The 17,678-nt window shown below is 67.2% G+C and carries 16 protein-coding genes and 1 other RNA gene; 10 read left to right on the forward strand and 7 right to left on the reverse strand.

Annotated elements, in window-relative coordinates:
• The first annotated feature begins 169 nt into the window (after positions 1-169).
• The 5 genes from AC1DEZ_RS06220 to AC1DEZ_RS06240 all read left to right on the forward strand — a co-directional run bounded on the left by AC1DEZ_RS06220 (position 170) and on the right by AC1DEZ_RS06240 (position 6,727).
• A complete protein-coding gene (locus AC1DEZ_RS06220) occupies positions 170-1,183 on the forward strand; it encodes an ArsR/SmtB family transcription factor (protein ID WP_476779055.1) in 1,014 nt (337 codons plus the stop codon).
• Complete coding sequence (gene metF / locus AC1DEZ_RS06225; RefSeq protein WP_476779056.1) at positions 1,183-2,094, forward strand: methylenetetrahydrofolate reductase [NAD(P)H]; 912 nt, start codon at positions 1,183-1,185, stop codon at positions 2,092-2,094. Before AC1DEZ_RS06220 ends, metF begins: the two co-directional genes overlap by 1 nt.
• 5 nt (positions 2,095-2,099) lie before the next feature.
• Positions 2,100-5,852, forward strand: coding sequence for a methionine synthase (metH, locus tag AC1DEZ_RS06230; protein ID WP_476779057.1), 3,753 nt, complete (start codon positions 2,100-2,102; stop codon positions 5,850-5,852).
• 122 nt (positions 5,853-5,974) lie between these two features.
• Complete coding sequence (locus AC1DEZ_RS06235) at positions 5,975-6,283, forward strand: alkylphosphonate utilization protein (RefSeq protein ID WP_476779058.1); 309 nt, start codon at positions 5,975-5,977, stop codon at positions 6,281-6,283.
• A gap of 12 nt (positions 6,284-6,295) precedes the next feature.
• A complete protein-coding gene (locus tag AC1DEZ_RS06240; protein ID WP_476779059.1) occupies positions 6,296-6,727 on the forward strand; it encodes a GNAT family N-acetyltransferase in 432 nt (143 codons plus the stop codon).
• Positions 6,728-6,745: 18 nt separating this feature from the next.
• On the opposite strand, the gene AC1DEZ_RS06245 is transcribed toward AC1DEZ_RS06240, so the two are convergent.
• The 6 genes from AC1DEZ_RS06245 to AC1DEZ_RS06270 all read right to left on the reverse strand — a co-directional run bounded on the left by AC1DEZ_RS06245 (position 6,746) and on the right by AC1DEZ_RS06270 (position 13,118).
• Positions 6,746-7,687 carry a sensor domain-containing diguanylate cyclase gene (locus tag AC1DEZ_RS06245; RefSeq protein ID WP_476779060.1) on the reverse strand — a complete coding sequence of 314 codons (942 nt, stop codon included), beginning with the start codon at positions 7,685-7,687 and terminating at the stop codon, positions 6,746-6,748.
• 80 nt (positions 7,688-7,767) lie between these two features.
• Positions 7,768-9,000, reverse strand: coding sequence for an ABC transporter permease (locus tag AC1DEZ_RS06250; protein WP_441513858.1), 1,233 nt, complete (start codon positions 8,998-9,000; stop codon positions 7,768-7,770).
• Entirely contained in the window at positions 8,997-9,761 is a 765-nt protein-coding gene (locus tag AC1DEZ_RS06255; protein WP_476779061.1) for an ABC transporter ATP-binding protein, read from the reverse strand. Before AC1DEZ_RS06255 ends, AC1DEZ_RS06250 begins: the two co-directional genes overlap by 4 nt.
• Positions 9,762-9,771: 10 nt before the next feature.
• Complete coding sequence (locus AC1DEZ_RS06260) at positions 9,772-11,433, reverse strand: efflux RND transporter periplasmic adaptor subunit (protein WP_441513856.1); 1,662 nt, start codon at positions 11,431-11,433, stop codon at positions 9,772-9,774.
• Between the two features lie 106 nt (positions 11,434-11,539).
• Positions 11,540-12,358, reverse strand: a complete 819-nt coding sequence (locus tag AC1DEZ_RS06265; RefSeq protein ID WP_476779062.1) for an N-acetylmuramoyl-L-alanine amidase — start codon at positions 12,356-12,358, stop codon at positions 11,540-11,542.
• A gap of 10 nt (positions 12,359-12,368) precedes the next feature.
• A complete protein-coding gene (locus AC1DEZ_RS06270) occupies positions 12,369-13,118 on the reverse strand; it encodes a TerB family tellurite resistance protein (protein WP_476779063.1) in 750 nt (249 codons plus the stop codon).
• A 428-nt stretch (positions 13,119-13,546) separates the two neighbouring features.
• Here AC1DEZ_RS06270 and AC1DEZ_RS06275 point away from each other — a divergent pair, with 428 nt between their 5' ends.
• Positions 13,547-14,146, forward strand: coding sequence for a lytic transglycosylase domain-containing protein (locus AC1DEZ_RS06275; RefSeq protein WP_476779064.1), 600 nt, complete (start codon positions 13,547-13,549; stop codon positions 14,144-14,146).
• 56 nt (positions 14,147-14,202) lie between these two features.
• An RNA gene (gene rnpB / locus AC1DEZ_RS06280) (RNase P RNA component class A) lies at positions 14,203-14,608 on the forward strand.
• A gap of 62 nt (positions 14,609-14,670) precedes the next feature.
• Here the strand turns inward: rnpB and AC1DEZ_RS06285 are convergent.
• Complete coding sequence (locus AC1DEZ_RS06285; RefSeq protein ID WP_441513852.1) at positions 14,671-15,093, reverse strand: organic hydroperoxide resistance protein; 423 nt, start codon at positions 15,091-15,093, stop codon at positions 14,671-14,673.
• A 147-nt stretch (positions 15,094-15,240) separates the two neighbouring features.
• Here AC1DEZ_RS06285 and AC1DEZ_RS06290 point away from each other — a divergent pair, with 147 nt between their 5' ends.
• From AC1DEZ_RS06290 to rsmH, 3 genes are all read left to right on the forward strand, one after another.
• A complete protein-coding gene (locus tag AC1DEZ_RS06290) occupies positions 15,241-15,705 on the forward strand; it encodes a MarR family winged helix-turn-helix transcriptional regulator (protein WP_476779065.1) in 465 nt (154 codons plus the stop codon).
• Positions 15,706-16,173: 468 nt separating this feature from the next.
• Positions 16,174-16,650, forward strand: a complete 477-nt coding sequence (locus tag AC1DEZ_RS06295; RefSeq protein ID WP_441513850.1) for a division/cell wall cluster transcriptional repressor MraZ — start codon at positions 16,174-16,176, stop codon at positions 16,648-16,650.
• Positions 16,647-17,678 carry a 16S rRNA (cytosine(1402)-N(4))-methyltransferase RsmH gene (rsmH, locus tag AC1DEZ_RS06300; protein WP_476779066.1) on the forward strand — a complete coding sequence of 344 codons (1,032 nt, stop codon included), beginning with the start codon at positions 16,647-16,649 and terminating at the stop codon, positions 17,676-17,678. Before AC1DEZ_RS06295 ends, rsmH begins: the two co-directional genes overlap by 4 nt.

The raw sequence follows: 17,678 nt of genomic DNA on the forward strand, positions 1-17,678 counted from the left end.
CAAGAGCAATCGATATGATTTTGATCATTTCGATGAGCGCTAAACGATCCGACAATCGAGCGTTTCGATCACCGTCCTGTTTTCCGCACGACAATCCGCTTGCACGAACGCTGTTTCTGACATAAAGATATCTTTATATCTTTTTTCGGCGCTTCGGGAGGGCGTTTGCGTGCGACAGCCGACGGCATTGTCTTCCGAGGTGCTTCTCGCGGGCCTCAGGGCGGCGGGCGAGGAGACGCGCCTGCGCATCCTGGCGCTGCTGTCCGAGGGCGAGCTTTCCGTTTCCGACCTGACCGATATTCTCGGCCAATCGCAGCCGCGCATCTCGCGCCATCTCAAGCTGCTAGCCGAGGCCGGGTTGGTCCGGCGCTCGCGCGAGGGCGCCTGGGCCTTTTTCCGGCTCGACGAAACCGGGCCGGGCGGGGCCTTCGCGGCTTCGCTTGCCGCCTGGCTCGACCGCACTGATCCGGTCCTCGCGGCCGACCGCGAGAGGCTGGCCGCCGTGCGGGCTAACCGCGCCGAGGCCGCACAAAGCTATTTCGCGAGCGTCGCGCGCGACTGGGACCGTTTGCGCGGCCTGCATGTGCCCGACCATGTCGTCGAGGCGGCGGTCGAAGAGGCCGTCGGCGAGGGGACGCCCGGCGCGATGCTTGATCTCGGCACCGGCACAGGCCGGATGCTGGAGCGAATCGCACCGAAATACGGCCGCGCCGTGGGCGTCGACGCCAACCACGCGATGCTCGCGGTGGCGCGTGCCAATCTGGAGCGGGCGGGGCTGTCGCGCGTCGAGCTCCGCCAGGGCGATATCTATGCGCTGCCCTTCGCGCGCAATTCCTTCGACCTCGTCGTCGTCCATCAGGTGCTGCATTTCCTCGACGATCCCGGCCGGGCGGTGCGCGAGGCCGCGGCGATGCTGGCGCCGGGCGGGCGGCTGATCGTCGTCGACTTCGCCCCCCACGACATGGAATTCCTGCGGACCGAGCACGCCCATCGCCGGCTCGGCTTCTCCCGCCAGCAGATCGCCGGCTGGTTCACGGAGGCGGGTCTCGCCTGCGATCTTTCCCGCGAAGTCACCCTGGCCGATGGCGGCTCCGGGCAGTTGCCGGTCATGCTCTGGCGCGGGCGCGACCGGCGCGTCCAGTCCGATCTGCCGGTCCGTGCGATCAATCTCGAGGTTGCCTGATGAATTCCTTTCGCCCCAGCCGGCACGGTTCGCGCCGTCCCCGCGTCTCCTTCGAGTTCTTCCCGCCGAAGACGGCGGAGATGGAGGTCGCGCTGTGGGAGAGCGTGCGCCGGCTTGAGCCGCTCGGCCCCAGCTTCGTCTCGGTGACCTATGGCGCTGGCGGCTCGACGCGCGAGCGCACCCACGCGACCGTCAAGCGCATGGTCGAGGAGACCGCGTTGAAGCCGGCCGCGCACCTCACCTGCGTTTCGGCGTCGAAGGCCGAGGTCGACGAGGTCATCCGCTCCTATTGGGATGCCGGCGTGCGCCATGTCGTGGCGCTGCGCGGGGATCCGGCCGGCGGCCTCGGCACCACCTATGAGCCCCACCCGGACGGCTATCACCAGACCTCGGACCTCGTCGCGGGCCTGAAGCGCATCGGCGATTTTGAGGTGACGGTCTCGGCCTATCCGGAGAAGCATCCGGAAGCCGCCTCGCTCGATGCCGATATCGATGCGCTCTGGAAGAAGGTCGATGCCGGCGCGACGCGGGCGATCACCCAGTTCTTCTTCGATAACGACGTCTATTTCCGCTATCTCGACAAGGTCCGCGCGCGGGGGATCGAGATCCCGATCCTGCCGGGCATCGTGCCGGTGCAGAACTTCAAGCAGACTGCGAATTTCGCGCGCAAGACCGGCGCCAGCGTGCCGCAATGGCTGGCCGACCGCTTCGAAGGTCTGGAGGACGACGTGGCGACGCGCCGTCTGGTCGCCGCTGCTGTCTGCGCCGAGCAGGTGCTCGACCTGATCGACCGCGGCGCCACCGATCTGCATTTCTACACGATGAACAAGGCTGACCTCGTCTACGCCATCTGCCATCTCGTCGGCCTCAAGCCCGAGAAGCCGGCGGCGCAGGCCGTGGCGGCGGAGTGAGCCTGATGTCCGACTACAAGCCAGCCCCCGTCGACGGCGCCGAGATCGAGCGTTCGCTGCGCCAAGCCGCGCGTGAGCGCATTCTCGTGCTCGACGGCGCGATGGGCACGCAGATCCAGGATCTGAAACTCTCCGAGGCGGATTTCCGTGGCGAGCGCTTCAAGGGCTTCAACCACGACCTCAAGGGCAACAACGACATCATCGCGCTGACCCAGCCCGAGGCGCTGCGCGACATCCATCTCGCCTATTTCCGGGCTGGCGCCGATATCGTCGAGACCAACACCTTCTCCGGCACCTCGATCGCCCAGGCCGATTACGGCATGGAGGCGTATGTCTACGAGCTGAACGTCGAATGCTCGCGCATCGCCCGCGATGCTGCCGCGATCGCGCAGAAAGAGGACGGGCGCCGCCGCTATGTCGCGGGTGCCATCGGCCCGACCAACCGCACGCTCTCGATCTCGCCCGACGTCAACAATCCCGGCTTCCGCGCCGTGACCTTCGATCAGGTGCGCGATTCCTATGCCGAGCAGGTGAGGGGGCTGATCGACGGCGGCTCGGAGCTGCTGCTGATCGAGACGATCTTCGATACGCTCAACGCCAAGGCGGCGATCGTCGCGATCGAGCAGGTCTATCGCGAGAAGGGCATCCGCCTGCCGGTGATGATCTCCGGCACGATCACCGATCTCTCTGGCCGCACGCTCTCCGGCCAGACGGTCGAGGCGTTCTGGAACGCGGTGCGCCACGCGGCGCCGCTGACCGTCGGCCTCAATTGCGCGCTCGGGGCACGCGAGATGCGGGCCCATATCAAGGACATGTCCCGCGTCGCGGATACGCTGATCTGCGCCTATCCGAATGCCGGCCTGCCCAACGAATTCGGCCTCTATGACGAACGGCCGGAGGCCACGGCCAAGATGCTGGCCGAATTCGCCGATGCCGGTTTCGTCAATGTCGTCGGCGGCTGCTGCGGCACGACGCCCGGCCATATCGAGGCGATCGCTCAGGCCGTCGCCGGCAAGGCGCCGCGCCAGATTCCCGAGACGAAGCCCTATCTGCGCCTCGCCGGTCTGGAGCCGTTTACGCTCGACGAGACCATTCCCTTCGTCAATGTCGGCGAGCGCACCAACGTCACCGGCTCGGCCAAGTTCCGGAAGCTCATCACCAATGGCGACTATGCCGCCGCGCTCGACGTGGCGCGCGATCAGGTCGCCAATGGCGCGCAGGTCATCGACATCAACATGGATGAGGGCCTGCTCGATTCCGAGAAGGCGATGACCGAGTTCTGCAACCTGATCGCCTCGGAACCGGATATCAGCCGCGTGCCGATCATGGTCGATTCCTCGAAATTCCATGTCATCGAGGCCGGGCTGAAGACGATCCAGGGCAAGCCGATCGTCAACTCGATCTCGATGAAGGAGGGCGAGGCCGCCTTCCTGGACCATGCCCGCATCTGCCGCAATTATGGCGCGGCTGTCGTCGTCATGGCCTTTGACGAGACCGGCCAAGCCGACACCTATGCCCGCAAGATCGAGATCTGCACGCGGGCCTACAAGCTCCTGACCGAGGAGATCGGCTTTCCGCCGGAGGACATCATCTTCGATCCGAACATCTTCGCGGTGGCGACGGGCATCGAGGAGCACGACAACTACGGCAACGACTTCATCGACGCGACGCGCGCGATCCGCGAGACGCTGCCGCATGCCCACATCTCGGGCGGCGTCTCGAACCTGTCCTTCTCCTTCCGGGGGAATGAGAAGGTGCGTGAAGCCATGCACTCCGTGTTCCTCTACCACGCCATCAAGGCGGGGATGGATATGGGCATCGTCAATGCCGGCCAGCTCGGCTCCTATGACGATCTCGACCCGGAGCTGCGCGAGCTCTGCGAGGATGTCGTCCTCAATCGCCGCAAGGACTCGACCGAGCGGCTGCTGGAGGCGGCGCCGCGCTTCAAGGGCGACGGCTCCGTCGCGGCGTCAGGCAAGGATCTCGCCTGGCGCGAGCTGCCGGTCGAGAAGCGGCTGGAACATGCGCTCGTCGCCGGCATCACCGAGTTCATCGATATCGATACCGAAGAGGCCCGGCTCAAGGCCGACAAGCCGCTGCACGTCATCGAAGGGCCGCTGATGGCCGGCATGAACGTGGTCGGAGACCTGTTCGGCGCCGGCAAGATGTTCCTGCCGCAGGTGGTGAAGTCGGCCCGCGTGATGAAGCAGGCCGTGGCCTATCTCATGCCCTATATGGAGGAGGAGAAGCGCCTGAACGGCGGCTCCGAGCGCTCGGCCGCCGGCAAGGTGCTGATGGCGACGGTGAAGGGCGATGTCCACGACATCGGCAAGAACATCGTCGGCGTCGTGCTCCAGTGCAATAATTACGAGGTCATCGACCTCGGCGTGATGGTGCCGACGCAGAAGATCCTGGATACCGCGCGCAAGGAGAATGTCGACATCATCGGCCTCTCCGGGCTGATCACGCCCTCGCTCGACGAGATGGTCACCGTCGCCTCCGAGATGGAGCGCGAGGGCTTCGACATCCCGCTGTTGATCGGCGGGGCGACCACCAGCCGCGTCCATACGGCGGTGAAGATCCATCCGGCGTACGAGAAGGGGCAGACTGTCTATGTCACAGACGCCTCCCGCGCGGTTGGCGTGGTTTCGAACCTGCTCTCGCGGGACCAGAAGCCGGCCTATGTCGACGGGCTCAAGGCTGAGTACGCCAAGGTTGCCGACGCGCATCGCCGCTCGGAGGCCGACAAGCAGCGCCTGCCGCTGGCCAAAGCCCGCGCCAACGCCTTCAAGCCGGATTGGGCGAGTTACGTGCCGCCGAAGCCGAGCTTCCTCGGCACGCGCGTCTTCCGGACTTACGACATCGCCGATCTCGTGCCGGTGATCGACTGGACGCCCTTCTTCCAGACCTGGGAGCTGAAGGGCCGCTTCCCCGCGATCCTGCAGGATGAGAAGCAGGGCGAGGCAGCGCGCGCACTCTGGGACGATGCGCAGACGATGCTGAAGCGCGTCGTCGAGGAGCGCTGGTTCAACCCGAAGGCGGTGATCGGCTTCTGGCCGGCGAATGCCGTGGGCGATGACATCCGCCTCTATACCGGCGAGAGTCGGCAGGAGCAGCTCGCGACCTTCCACGGCCTGCGCCAGCAGCTCTCGAAGCGCGACGGCAAGCCGAACATGTGCATCTCCGACTTCGTCGCGCCGGAGGGTGGGGCTCCCGATTACATCGGAGCCTTCGTCGTCACGGCGGGCGCGGAGGAGGAGCGCATCTCCGAGAAATTCGCGCGCGACAATGACGACTACCGCTCGATCATGGTCAAAGCGCTGGCCGACCGTTTCGCCGAAGCCTTCGCCGAGCGCATGCACCAGCTCGTGCGCAAGGAATTCTGGGGCTATGCTCCGGACGAAGCCTTCACCAACGAGGATCTGATCCGCGAGGAATATCGCGGCATCCGCCCGGCGCCGGGCTATCCGGCCCAGCCCGACCACACCGAGAAGGCGACGCTCTTCCGGCTGCTGGAGGCGGAGCGGCGCGTCGGCGTGAAGCTGACCGAGAGCTATGCGATGTGGCCGGGCTCCTCGGTCTCCGGCCTCTATCTCGCCCATCCCGACGCCTATTATTTTGGCGTCGCCAAGGTCGAGCGCGATCAGGCCGAGGATTACGCGGCGCGAAAGGGCATGAGCGTGGAGGAGGTCGAGCGCTGGCTCGCGCCGATCCTCAACTACGACACCGCCGCCTATCGGCTGCAGGCTGCGGAGTAGGGAGGGGCGGCCAGGCCGGCGGTCGTCGATTTCTACAGATGGCGTTTGTTGAATTTCCGGCCCTGCTCGTATAACCGAGCTGGGCCGGGCTGTCCGGCACCCCTATGGCGGACTGAGCGGTCATGACCGACGACAACGACAATTACGTCTATGACGAGGCGGCGGGCGAGTGGCGCCCTGCTTCCGAGGTGGCGGCCGCCTCTGCCGCCGCGGCGCGCGTCGAAGTGCGTGATTCCGCCGGCAATATTCTGGCGGATGGCGATTCCGTCGTGCTGATCAAGGATCTGAAGGTCAAGGGTGCCGGCCAGACCCTGAAACAGGGCACGGTGATCCGTTCGATCCGGCTGACCGACAATCCTGAAGAGATCGACTGCCGCCACGACGCGATCAAGGGCCTCGTGCTGCGCACCGAATTCGTTCGCAAGCGCTGAAGCCGGGGCTCGGTGATCCGGAAAGCGACCCTTGCCGACCATGCGCGCATCCATGCCATCCGCATGGGCGTGCGCGAGAACGTCCTCAGCGATCCGTCGCTGGTGACGGCCGAGGAGGTCGACTGGTATCGCGAGCACGCCATCTTCTTCGTCGCGGAGGAGGCAGGCGAGGTCGTGGCCTTCACCTGCGCCAATCATCAGACCGGGCTGATCTGGGCTCTGTTCGTCGATCCCGCGCATGAGGGGCGCGGCCATGGCCGGGCGCTGCTCGATGCGGCGCTCGCCGAATTGACGGCGGGGGGACATGCACAGGCGTGGCTGACGACGGGATCGGGCACGCGGGCCGAGCGCTTCTATCGCCGCCATGGCTGGCGCGAGATGGGCCGGTCGATCGACGGGCAGATCGTGTTCATCCGGGCATTGGCGGAGACGGACGCCAACTGAGCGGCGACGAAGCTCCGATCAGGCCAAGGCGGCCCGGCCGCGGATCGCGGTGACCGGCCCGTCGAAGACGCGGACGCAGTCGCCGCCTGCCATGTTGGCGACATGGAGCGCGGCTTCCGCCTCGGCGAGAATTTCCTGCTGCTGGCGATAGCCGTCCGTCGTCACCAGCGCCGCCCCGATCGATAGCCTGAAATCGAGCACCAGCGCGCCGTGCGAGACCGGGCGGCAGAGCAACCGGCGCGTGCCGTCGAGCACGGTGCCCAGATAGCGCCGGTCACCCGGCATCTGCAGCAGCAGGGCGAAGGCGCCGGGTCCAGCCGGGTCGATCGCCAGGGCATCGGGGAAGTGCCGCTTCAGCCGCTCGGCGATGCAGCGTGTGAGCGTGTCGGTTGCCGCCTTGCCGAAATCTTCGGTCAGGTTCTGGAAACGGTCGATCTGGAAGATCGCGAGGGCCAGGCGGTCGGGACCGGAGCGCGGGTCGTGCCTGATCTGCCGCAGCGCGTCGGAAAAGCTGTGGGGCACGGAATGGCCGGTGAGCGGTTCGCTGCGCGCCATGCCGGCAAGCTCGGTCCAGAGCCCCTTTTCGGCGGTGACGTCCTGCTTGGAGCCGAAGATGCGGAGCGGGCGGCCATGCTGATGGCCGACGCCGACGACGAGGCGCATCCAGCGCTTCTCGCCGGTCGCTGCCCTGATCCGGCAGTCGAGCGCGAAGCCCTGGCCGGTGCGGATGGCGGTGCTGCGCAACTGGTTCATCTCGCGGCGCGACTGGTCCTCGTAGAGATCCAGGGTCGCGCTCCGGTAGATGGCTGAGCCGTGCTTCAGGCCGAAGAGGTCGTAGACACCGTCGGTCCAGCTCAGCGATTCATTGGCGAGGTTGCATTCCCAGGCGCCGATGGCCGCCGTCGCCACGGCGCGATCATAGAGGGGACGGGTCGCCGCGACGAGCTGCTGGCTGTTCAAGGCGCCCTCCTGTGCCGATGGGGCAACCCTAGGCCCGGTCCGTTAAGGGACCTTTGCGCTGCCGCGCGGATGCCGGATTTTCATTCGCGCCGCAACGCCTCGATCGGATCGAGCCTCGCGGCGCGCTGCGCCGGATAGAAACCGAAGAAGACGCCGATCAGCCCGGAGACGCCGACCGCGATCAGGATCGTCTCGATCGAGATCACCGAGGGCCAGCCGGCGATATTGGCGATGGTGAGCGCCGCCGCGATGCCGAGCGCGACGCCGGCCGCGCCGCCGATGGTCGCGAGAGTCGTCGCTTCGATCAGGAACTGGATCAGCACCGCGCTCTGGCGGGCGCCGACAGCAAGCCTGAGACCGATCTCGCGGGTGCGCTCGGTGACCGAGACCAGCATGATGTTCATGATGCCGATGCCGCCGACCAGCAACGACACGGCGGCCACCGCCGCAAGCAGCCAGGACAGGGTCGTTGCGGCCGCCGTCGCGGTGTTGGCGATCTCGGTGAGGTTGCGGACGATGAAATCGTCGTCCTGATCCTCCATCAGCCGGTGACGCTGGCGCAGCAGGGCCGTGACGTCGGCGATGCCCGGATTGATCGCCTCTTCGCTCGCGAACTTCACCATGATGCTCTGGACCGAGCGGTCGCGGGCATAGTTGCGGCCGACGATGCGGCGCCGGCCGGTGTCGAGCGGCACGAAGATGACGTCGTCCTGGTCCTGTCCGAGCGCCGACTGGCCCTTGGGCGCCATCACGCCGATGACCTTGAAGGGCACGTTGCGGATGCGGAACTGCTGGTCGAGCGGGTTCTCCTCGCCGAAGAGATTGCGCGCCACGGTCTGGCCGATCACGGCGACGATCTCGCCCTTGCGCAGCTCCTCGGGCTCGAACAGCCGGCCGTCGGCGAGCTCCCATTCGCGGGCGGCGAAGAAGTCGAGATTGGTCGCGGTGATCTGCGTCGACCAGTTCGTACCGGCATAGACCGCCTGGGCGCGGGTGACGATGATCGGCGCGGCAGCGGTGGTGCCCTCGACCTCCTTCAGGATCGCGGCGGCGTCCTCGTCGGTCAGGGTCGAGGAGGCACCGGCGCCGAGCCTGACGCCGCCCTGGGTGACGTTGCCGGACTGGATGATGGCGAGATTGGCGCCGAGCGACTTGATCTGGCTGGTGACGCGCTCGCGCGCGCCCGAGCCGATCGCGACCATGGCGATGACGGCGGCGACGCCGATGATGATGCCGAGCATGGTCAGCGCCGAGCGCAACGCATTGGCGCCGATGGCGGAGAGGGCTGAGCGGAGGGCCTCGACGAGGCTCATGCGGCGGCCTCCGGCACATCCACCTCGGGCAAGACGAGGCCAGTATCGAGCGCTTCCAGCGCAGCGCGAGCGTCGGCCGGCTCCTGCCTGAGATCGCTGAGCAGATGCCCGTCGCGGAAGCGGATCAGCCGGCGCGCATGGCGTGCGACTTCGGCGTCATGCGTCACGAGGACGACGGTGACGCCCTCGCGGTTCAGATCCTGGAAGAGCGCGAGGATTTCGAGCGCGGTGCGGCTGTCGAGCGCGCCGGTCGGCTCGTCGGCGAGCAGGAGGCGCGGCTGGTTGACCAGCGCGCGCGCAATGGCGACGCGCTGCTGCTGGCCGCCGGAGAGCTGCATCGGGCGATGATGGGCGCGCTCGGCGAGGCCGACGCGCCCGAGCGCCGCGAGCGCGCGCCGGCGCCGCTCGGCCCGCGCCACGCCGGCATAGACCATCGGCAGCTCGACATTGGCGCAGGCATCGATGCGCGGCAGCAGGTTGAACTGCTGGAAGACGAAGCCGAGCTTGCGGTTGCGCAGCTCGGCGAGGCCGTCGCTCGACAGCGTCTCGACGGCGACGCCGTCCAGCACGTAATGGCCCGCGCTCGGCCGGTCGAGGCAGCCGATCAGGTTCATGAAGGTCGATTTACCCGAGCCGGACGGCCCCATCACGGCGACGAGGTCGCCGGCCTCGATCGCGAGAGAGACCCGGTCCAGGGCGGTGACGCGGCCGGAATCGAGATCGTAGACACGGGAGAGGTCGCGGGTTTCGATCAGGGGCATGGCGGCGCCCTCAGAACAGCCGCGGCCCGCGCGGGCGGGAGGCGGGCGGTTCGGGCGCCGCTGTGGCGCGCGGGCCGCCGCCGGTCACGACCTGCGTGCCTTCCTTGACCTCGCCACCGAGCAGCTCGGTGAAGGCGCCGTCGGTCGGGCCGAGCATGACCGGCACCGGCTTGGGCTGCCCGGCATCGTCGAGCACATAGACCCGACCCGGAACGCCCTGGCGCGGGGCGGCGCGGCCTTCCTGCATGATCGCCTCGAACTTGGCGCGGCGCTCGGGATCGAGAACCGCGCCGATCTTCGCGGCGAGCTCGTTGCGCGCCGTGCGGAAGGCGGCGCGGCGCTCCTCCGGGGAGAGGCCAGCCATCGCCTCGCGGTTGCCGCGGCGCTCCTTCAGAATTTCGGCGATGGCCTGCTTCTGCTCTATTGTCGGCTGCAGCTCGGTCTCGATCCGCTCGCGCAAGGCCGCTCCGGCGCGCGGGCCGCGCTCGCTTGCCGCGCCATCGGAAGCGGGCTCGGCGCCGGAGGGGGTGGATGGCGTGAGCACAGCGCCGGCGGGGCGGAAACGCAGAGCCGCATTGGGCACGCGCAGCGCTTCGGACCGGTCCTCGGTCACGACCTGGAGATTGGCGGTCATGCCCGGCAGCAGCGCCATGTCGCGGTTTTCGACGCGCACGACGCCGGTATAGGTGACGACGTTCTGGATCGTCTGAGCGCCGAGGCGGACCATCTCGACCCGTCCCTGGAAGGTGCGGTTCGGATAGGCGTTGACGGTGAAGGAGACCGGCTGACCTGGCCTCAGCCGGCCGACATCGGCTTCGTCGATATTGGAGTAGATGTCGATGGTGCGCAGGTCCTGCGCGATCTGGAACAGCGTCGGCGTCGAGAGCGAGGCGGCGACCGTCTGGCCGAGATCGACCTGGCGCTGCACCACGACGCCATCGACCGGCGAGCGGATGTCCGTGCGCTCGAGATCGATCAGGACGTCCTTGAGCTTGGCCTCCCGGCTGCCGATCAGGGCGGTGCCGGACTGGACCTGGCCTTCGGCGAGCTGGATGTCGGCGTCCAGCCCCTTGAGCTCGGCGCGAGCCGAGGCGAGCTGGGCCTCGTTCGAGGCGAGCGTCGCGGTCTGGATCTCGACCTGGGTGCGGGCAGTGTCGAGGTTCTGCTGCGCGCCGGTATTGCGGTTGAAGAGTTGCTCCTGGCGCTCGAAGGTGCGCTTGGCGTCGGCGAGCTGGGCGGTGGTGCGGTCGCGCTGCGCTTCGAGATCGCGGACGATCGAATCGGCCTTGGTGCGGGCGGTGCGCGCGCGGTCCAGCTGAGCGCGCTTGACGATGAGATCGGCCCTGGCCTGCTCGAGGTCCGACTGCGCTGCGTCGCGTCGCGTCTTGATCTGGTCGCTGTTGAGGCGGGCGACGATCTGCCCGGCCTTCACCTGCGAATTGTAGTCGACAAGGATCTCGACGATCTGGCCGGAAAGCTGGGAGCCGACGAGGACAGTGGTGACTGGTGTCAGCGTGCCGGTGGCGCGCACGGCGGCCGTGATGCGGCCACGATCGAGCGCGGCGGTGCGATAGGGTGGCTCATTGGCGGCCCCGCCGGCCGGGCGCAACGCCCAGTACCCGCCGGCTGCAGCGAGCACGACGAGCCCCGTTCCAATCAGCCATTTGCGCAAGGTCGCTTCCCCATCCCACGGCGCGCGAGCGCAGTTGGCGCCGACTTTGCCAGAAAGCGGGACGGTGGGCGAGTTAACTTCCTGCAATCTTCGGGCTAGCGACCGCTCAGGCGGTGCGGGCGCCCTGCGTTGCCGCGAGCAGGTCCCGCAAGGTCGTGATCGTCGAGGAATCGGCGACGCCATCGACCTTCTCCGGCCGCCAGTGGCGCTGGAAGGCGGCGACGACCGCTTCGAGCTTCTCGTCGAAGAGGCCGTCGACCGCGACGCCATAGCCGAGCATGGCGAACATCGCCTGCAGAGCCTCGACCGGCTGGCCGCTCTCCCCGCGGGCGAAGAACCGCCCGCCGCGGATCGGGGCAGGTTCGCTCCACAGGCCGACGCCGGCCTCGGCAAAGCGCCGCCAGGGGAATTTCTCGCCGGGGTCGATCTTGCGGCCGGGCGCGATATCGGAATGGGCGAGCACGCGCTCGGGCGGTATCGACCAGCGCTCGCAGATGTCGCGGCAGAGGTTCAGAGTCGCAGCGATCTGCTCTTCCGGGAAATCGGGCAGGCCACCGGGATGGCCGGGATTGGCGATCTCGATCCCGATCGAGCTGGAGTTGATGTCGGTCTCGCCGGCCCAGTGCGAGGCGCCCGCATGCCAGGCGCGGCGACCCTCCGGCACGAGCTGGAGCGTATGGCCGTTCTCGAAGACGAAGTAATGCGACGAGACCTGCGAGACCGGGTTGCACAGCCATTGCAGCGCTTCGCCCGCGACGGGCATGCCGGTGTAGTGCAGGATCAGCATGTCCGGCCGGCGGCCGGGAAGGGCGTCGGAATTCTCGCCGTCCCGCTGCGTGCGCTCGCCGTGATTGGGCGAGGGGAACACCTTGGCGGCGAAACGGCTGTCCGGGGTCGCCGCGTCCGGCTTCACGATATCGTTCATGCGGGCAGGCTTATGCGGGTTCAGGCGTGAGATTGCGGCTCATGCCGCGTTCTTTCCGGATCGTGTCCCAGGCGGCGTTGATGGCCGAGAGGCGCTTCGTCGCGATGGCGATCGCCTCCTCGGGGAGGCCGCGCGCGATCTCGCGGTCGGGATGGGTCTCGGCGACAAGGCGGCGGTAATGGCGCTTCAGCTCGGCGTCGTCCATCTCGCGGCTGGCACCGAGGACGAGATAGGGATCGTCGGCGCGGCGGACATGGCGCGCCTCGATGCGGGCGAAATCGCGCTCCTCGATGCCGAAGATGCCTGCGACCGAGCAGAGATAGGCATGCTCAGCCTCATGGATCGCTCCGTCGGCGGCCGCGATCAGGAAGAGCCCGTCGAGGACGTCCTCCAGCAGGGCGGGTTCGTCCTTGAAGACGCCAGCGATCTGCGAGGCATAGGCCTCGAAGCCGGCGCTGGTCTGCTTCGCAAGATCGAACAGGTGCTCGATGCGCTGCTGCTGGTCAGGAGGAACCTCGACGATGCGGCGGAAGGCCGTGACCTCGTCGCAGGTCACGACGCCGTCCGAGCGCGCCATCTTGGCGGCAAGTGCGACGAGGCCGGTGGTGAAGACGAGTTCGCGCGGTGCCGGGCCGAAAGGTGCCCCTTCACGGTCGACCAGCACATGGCCCGCAACCGCGCCGAGCAAGGCGCCGAGGGGGCCGCCGAGAACGAGCCCGAGCCCGCCGCCGCCGAGTGCACCCCAAAAGGAGGAAGCCATGAACACGATGACCCTGGTGAATCCGAAGGGCGGATGATGTGGGGAGCGCCGCTGCCAATGCAAGAGGAGCCGCTGCGGCCCGCTGCCGCGCCGAAAAAGTTCCGCGAGCGGGAAATTGGGCGGGAATGGGGCGGCGCGGGGGCCTGCTTGATTCGTTCTTGTGGGTGCGGGCCGGCTAAGTTTTTGGGGTACCTCAATACATATCAATACTGAATAGATAAATATAGAATAAATTCCTGTTTACGTATTTAATTGTGCGTTTTTCTTCATTTGGAGACAGATTATCGACACATTCGACCATCAATTGAACGCCCCCATTAGCCAGTCGTGGCGTAAGGTGGGTTCAGTTCAACATGCGATATATCTCTGGTTGTCTCGCGGCTGTGTGCCTGATTAGCCTCTCCGGCTTGGCTTCGGCGGAGGAACTCGTGAACGCGGAAACGGATGCCAGAGCCTTCATCGTACGCGAGGCTGAGATCGCCCGCGAGAAGGCCGGGGAGGCGCAGACCGAAGCGGTCACCACGAAGCCGGGCAGCAGGGCCGAGCGCAAGGCGGCGAGGATGGCCAAGGCCGAAGCGGCGCGAGCCGCCCATCCCGAAGTCGCGGCTGCCGAGGCGGAGCCGCGTGCGATCCGAGCATTGGCTGCGCCGGCCGGTTCCGAGGGCATCAAGGCCATCGTCGCGCGCCATGCCGCGGCCAATGGCGTGCCGTTCTCGCTCGCCGATGCTGTCATCCGGGTCGAGAGCCGCTACAATCCGCGGGCAGCGCATGCCGGCAATTTCGGCTTGATGCAGATCCGCCACCAGACGGCGCGCGGCATGGGCTATTCGGGCAGTGCGAGCGGCCTGCTCGATGCCGAGACCAATGCGCGCTACGGCATGAAGTATCTCGCGATGGCCTACCGGCTTGCCGGCGGCGACACCTGCCGCACCATCATGAAATATCAGAGCGGCCATATGACCACGCATATGAGCGGCGCCAACCGCACCTATTGCGCGAAGGTGCGCACGATCTCGGCGCGCAACTGACAGCTTTGTTGCGGCTGCGCTTGACGCCGGCCGCGCCAGCGCGCATCTCCCCCTCGCCAGTCGGCCGGACGGCCGCTCCCGCTCGCGGGGGAGGAAAGTCCGGGCTCCACGGAAACACGGTGCCGGATAACGTCCGGCGGGGGCGACCCCAGGGAAAGCGCCACAGAGATCGAACCGCCTCGCGCTGAGAGCTTCGGCTTTCTTGGCGAGGTAAGGGTGAAAAGGTGCGGTAAGAGCGCACCGCGGACCCGGCAACGGGGACGGCATGGCAAGCCCCACCGGGAGCAAAACCGAATAGGGACGATGCTTTCCGCGCAAGCGGGGAGGGGCAGGTTTCTGTGCCCCGTCGTCCGGGTTGGTTGCTCGAGGCGCGCAGCGATGCGCGTCCCAGAGGAATGGCCGTCACGTCGGGGGAGCGATCCTCCGGCCATCCAGAACCCGGCTTACAGGCCGACTGGCACCTCCAGATACGAAAAGGGCCGGGAGTGATCCCGGCCCTTTCGCATTTCGACACATGCGGCCGCTCAGGCCACCTGCAACTCGACGTCGATGTTGCCGCGGGTGGCGTGGGAATACGGGCAGACGATATGGGCCTTCTGGACGAGGCTCTCGACCACCGCCTTGTCGACGCCCGGGACCGAGATCGTCAGCTTGGCCGCAATGCCGAAGCCGGTGCCGTCATCGCGCGGGCCGATTCCGACATCGGCGCTGACGCGGGCGTCCTCGGGGATCTTCACGCCTTCCTTGCCGGCGACGAATTTGAGCGCACCGAGGAAGCAGGCCGAATAGCCCATCGAGAAGAGCTGCTCGGGGTTGGTGCCGTCGCCGCCGCCGCCGCCAAGCTCCTTCGGGGTGTTCAGGACGAGCTTGACGTTGCCGGTATCGGTTGCGGCCTGGCCTTCGCGGCCGCCAGTGGCGGAACCATGGGCGGTGTAGAGGATTTTCATCGGAACGCTCCTTCTCTGCGGTGAACTGATGCTTGCTATTTAGATTGTGTACAATTAGATTGTCAACAATTAATTTGCGCGAACCTCGCGACGGTTGATCGCACGAGCAAATTCGGGTTTGCCTCAATGCGAAAGGGCGAGGGTGAGATGGCTGATCGGGATGAGGCTGAACAAAAGATGCCCCGGCTGGAGCAGCAGCTCTGCTTTGCCGTCTATCAGGTCGGCCATGCCTTCAACCGGGCCTACCGGCCGATCCTGGCCGAGCTCGGGCTGACCTATCCGCAGTATCTGGTGATGCTCGCGCTGTGGGAGCGGGATGGGCTCACCGTCAAGGAACTCGGCGAGAAGCTGATGCTGGATTCCGGCACGCTGACGCCGCTGCTCAAACGGCTCGACGCCGCCGGCATCATCCGGCGCGAGCGTGACGAGCGCGACGAGCGCCAGGTTCGCGTCCGGCTCGCCGAGAAGGGCGAGAAGATGCGGGAGAGGGGGCGCTGCGTGCAGGGTCTGATCGGGCAGGCTCTGGGTGCGACGGCGCAGGGCGCCGAGCAACTGCGCGACCAGCTCGACCTCGTCCGTGACGCGCTGCTGGCGGCGTCCCGCGACGTTTGAGCATGCCGCCATTCACTGGCAGCGCTCGGTCATTCCGGGCTTGACCCGGAATCCATCGCAGGGCGGCGGAGCCTTGTGATGGATTCCGGATCGGTGCTGCTTCGCGGCTCGCCCGGAATGACCGCGTTTTTCCGCAAACATTTTTCGGTGCGGCGATGTCGCGCGTCACCGGGCCGCTCGGCTCGGCGAAGCCAATTTCTGCGCGCTTACGGATACTTAACCTTAACGAGCTGTGATGGCGGGGAGTCCTCGCAGGGGTGCTTCCGCGCCTGTGATTCCATTGACGCCCATTATTGCCCATGCTATCCCAAATCATCCCGTCGAAGCCGGCAGGCAATCCAAGGGTCAAGGTCCGTGTGCCGCGCGGATTTTGGCTGTCGGAGGCGCCTTGCCTGCTTCGGCGGGGGGTCTTTTCGCCGCCCGCCACGCCGCGCTGCGGCGCCATGAGGTGCAAGCCGGGAGGCGGCGTTGACGGACCGCTTCGTCTCGAACTTCACCAATCGACTCGATGCCAAGGGGCGCGTTTCCATTCCATCGAGTTTCCGGGCGGTCCTTGCGAAGGACGGCTACGAGGGGCTCTATGTCCATCAGGCGCTCGACCTGCCGGCGCTCGACGCCGGCGGCAACGCGCTGCGGGCCACGATCGACGACATTCTGGCGCGTTTCTCACCGTTCTCGGACGAGTGGGAGCTGCTTTCGACGGCGCTCAACGGCACCTCCGAGGTGCTGAAGGTCGATACGGAGGGGCGGATGGTGCTGAGCGAGGCGCTGAAGGCGCATGCCGGGATCGGCGACACCGTGACCTTCGTCGGCCACGGCCACAAATTCCAGATCTGGGAGCCGGAGCGTTTCCGCGCCCATCTCGAGGCAGCGCGGACGCGCCTGCGCGACGTCAAGCGCACGCTGGGCGGCCTCGCCGGGCCGGCCGGAGGAACAAGTCCATGACCGGTCATTCGGACGCGGCCGCGGGCGGAGCGGCCCGTCACGTGCCGGTCCTGCTCGCCGAGGTGCTGGAGGCGCTCGCGCCGCGGCCGGGCGGGCGCTATCTCGATGGAACCTTCGGCGCGGGCGGCTACACCAAAGCGATCCTCGATGCGGCGCCGGATGCGATCCTGCTTGGGCTCGACCGCGACCCGACGGCAATCGCCGGTGGGGCCGACCTCGTCGCGGCGATGGCCGGGCGGCTGACGCTGTCGCAGGCCTGCTTCGGCGAGCTCGCGGAGGAGGCGCAGCGCTTCAAAATGGTGCCGCTCGACGGCGTCGTGCTCGATATCGGTGTCTCGTCGATGCAGATTGACCAGGCGGAGCGCGGCTTCTCGTTCCGTTTCGACGGACCGCTCGACATGCGGATGAGCGGGCAGGGGCAGAGCGCTGCCGACATCATCAATCAGTCTGAGGAAGGGCTCCTCGCCAACATCTTCTACCACTATGGCGAGGAGCGTCGCTCGCGCGCCGTCGCCCGCGCCGTCGTCGAAGCTCGCCGCAAGGTTCCGCTCACCACCACCAAGCAGCTCGCAGACCTTGTCGCCGGCATCGTGCGCGGGGAACCGGGTGGGGCGCATCCGGCGACGCGCGTCTTCCAGGCGCTGCGCATCGCCGTCAACGACGAACTCGGCGAGCTCGTCAGAGCCCTGCACGCGGCGGAGACGGTGCTGAAGCCCGGCGGCCGGCTGGTCGTCGTAACCTTCCATTCGCTGGAAGACCGGATCGTCAAGCAGTTCTTCGCCGAGCGCTCTGGCCGCGTGCCGTCCGGCTCCCGCCATGCTCCGGCCGTGGCGGCGGCGCAGCCGACCTTCCGGCTGATCGCCAAGGGCGCGGTTGCGCCGTCCGACGCGGAGATGCGGACGAATCCGCGGGCGCGCTCGGCCAAGCTGCGCGCCGCCGAGCGCAACGAGGCGCCTGCACGCGGCGCCGATGCCGGGCTCGTCGCGCTTTCGACCGTTCCCGATCCGCAGCCGCGCCGGAGATCCTGA

This window comes from Allobosea sp. 10L422, assembly GCF_056395345.1.

Coding starts and splice junctions, on each gene's coding strand:
- AC1DEZ_RS06255 (WP_476779061.1), bottom strand. CDS start 9,761: ATGCCCCTGATCGAAACCCGCGACCTCTCCCGTGTCTACGATCTCGAT.
- AC1DEZ_RS06270 (WP_476779063.1), bottom strand. CDS start 13,118: ATGGCTTCCTCCTTTTGGGGTGCACTCGGCGGCGGCGGGCTCGGGCTC.
- AC1DEZ_RS06235 (WP_476779058.1), top strand. CDS start 5,975: ATGACCGACGACAACGACAATTACGTCTATGACGAGGCGGCGGGCGAG.
- metF (WP_476779056.1), top strand. CDS start 1,183: ATGAATTCCTTTCGCCCCAGCCGGCACGGTTCGCGCCGTCCCCGCGTC.
- AC1DEZ_RS06285 (WP_441513852.1), bottom strand. CDS start 15,093: ATGAAAATCCTCTACACCGCCCATGGTTCCGCCACTGGCGGCCGCGAA.
- AC1DEZ_RS06290 (WP_476779065.1), top strand. CDS start 15,241: ATGGCTGATCGGGATGAGGCTGAACAAAAGATGCCCCGGCTGGAGCAG.
- AC1DEZ_RS06250 (WP_441513858.1), bottom strand. CDS start 9,000: ATGAGCCTCGTCGAGGCCCTCCGCTCAGCCCTCTCCGCCATCGGCGCC.
- rsmH (WP_476779066.1), top strand. CDS start 16,647: ATGACCGGTCATTCGGACGCGGCCGCGGGCGGAGCGGCCCGTCACGTG.
- AC1DEZ_RS06265 (WP_476779062.1), bottom strand. CDS start 12,358: ATGAACGATATCGTGAAGCCGGACGCGGCGACCCCGGACAGCCGTTTC.
- metH (WP_476779057.1), top strand. CDS start 2,100: ATGTCCGACTACAAGCCAGCCCCCGTCGACGGCGCCGAGATCGAGCGT.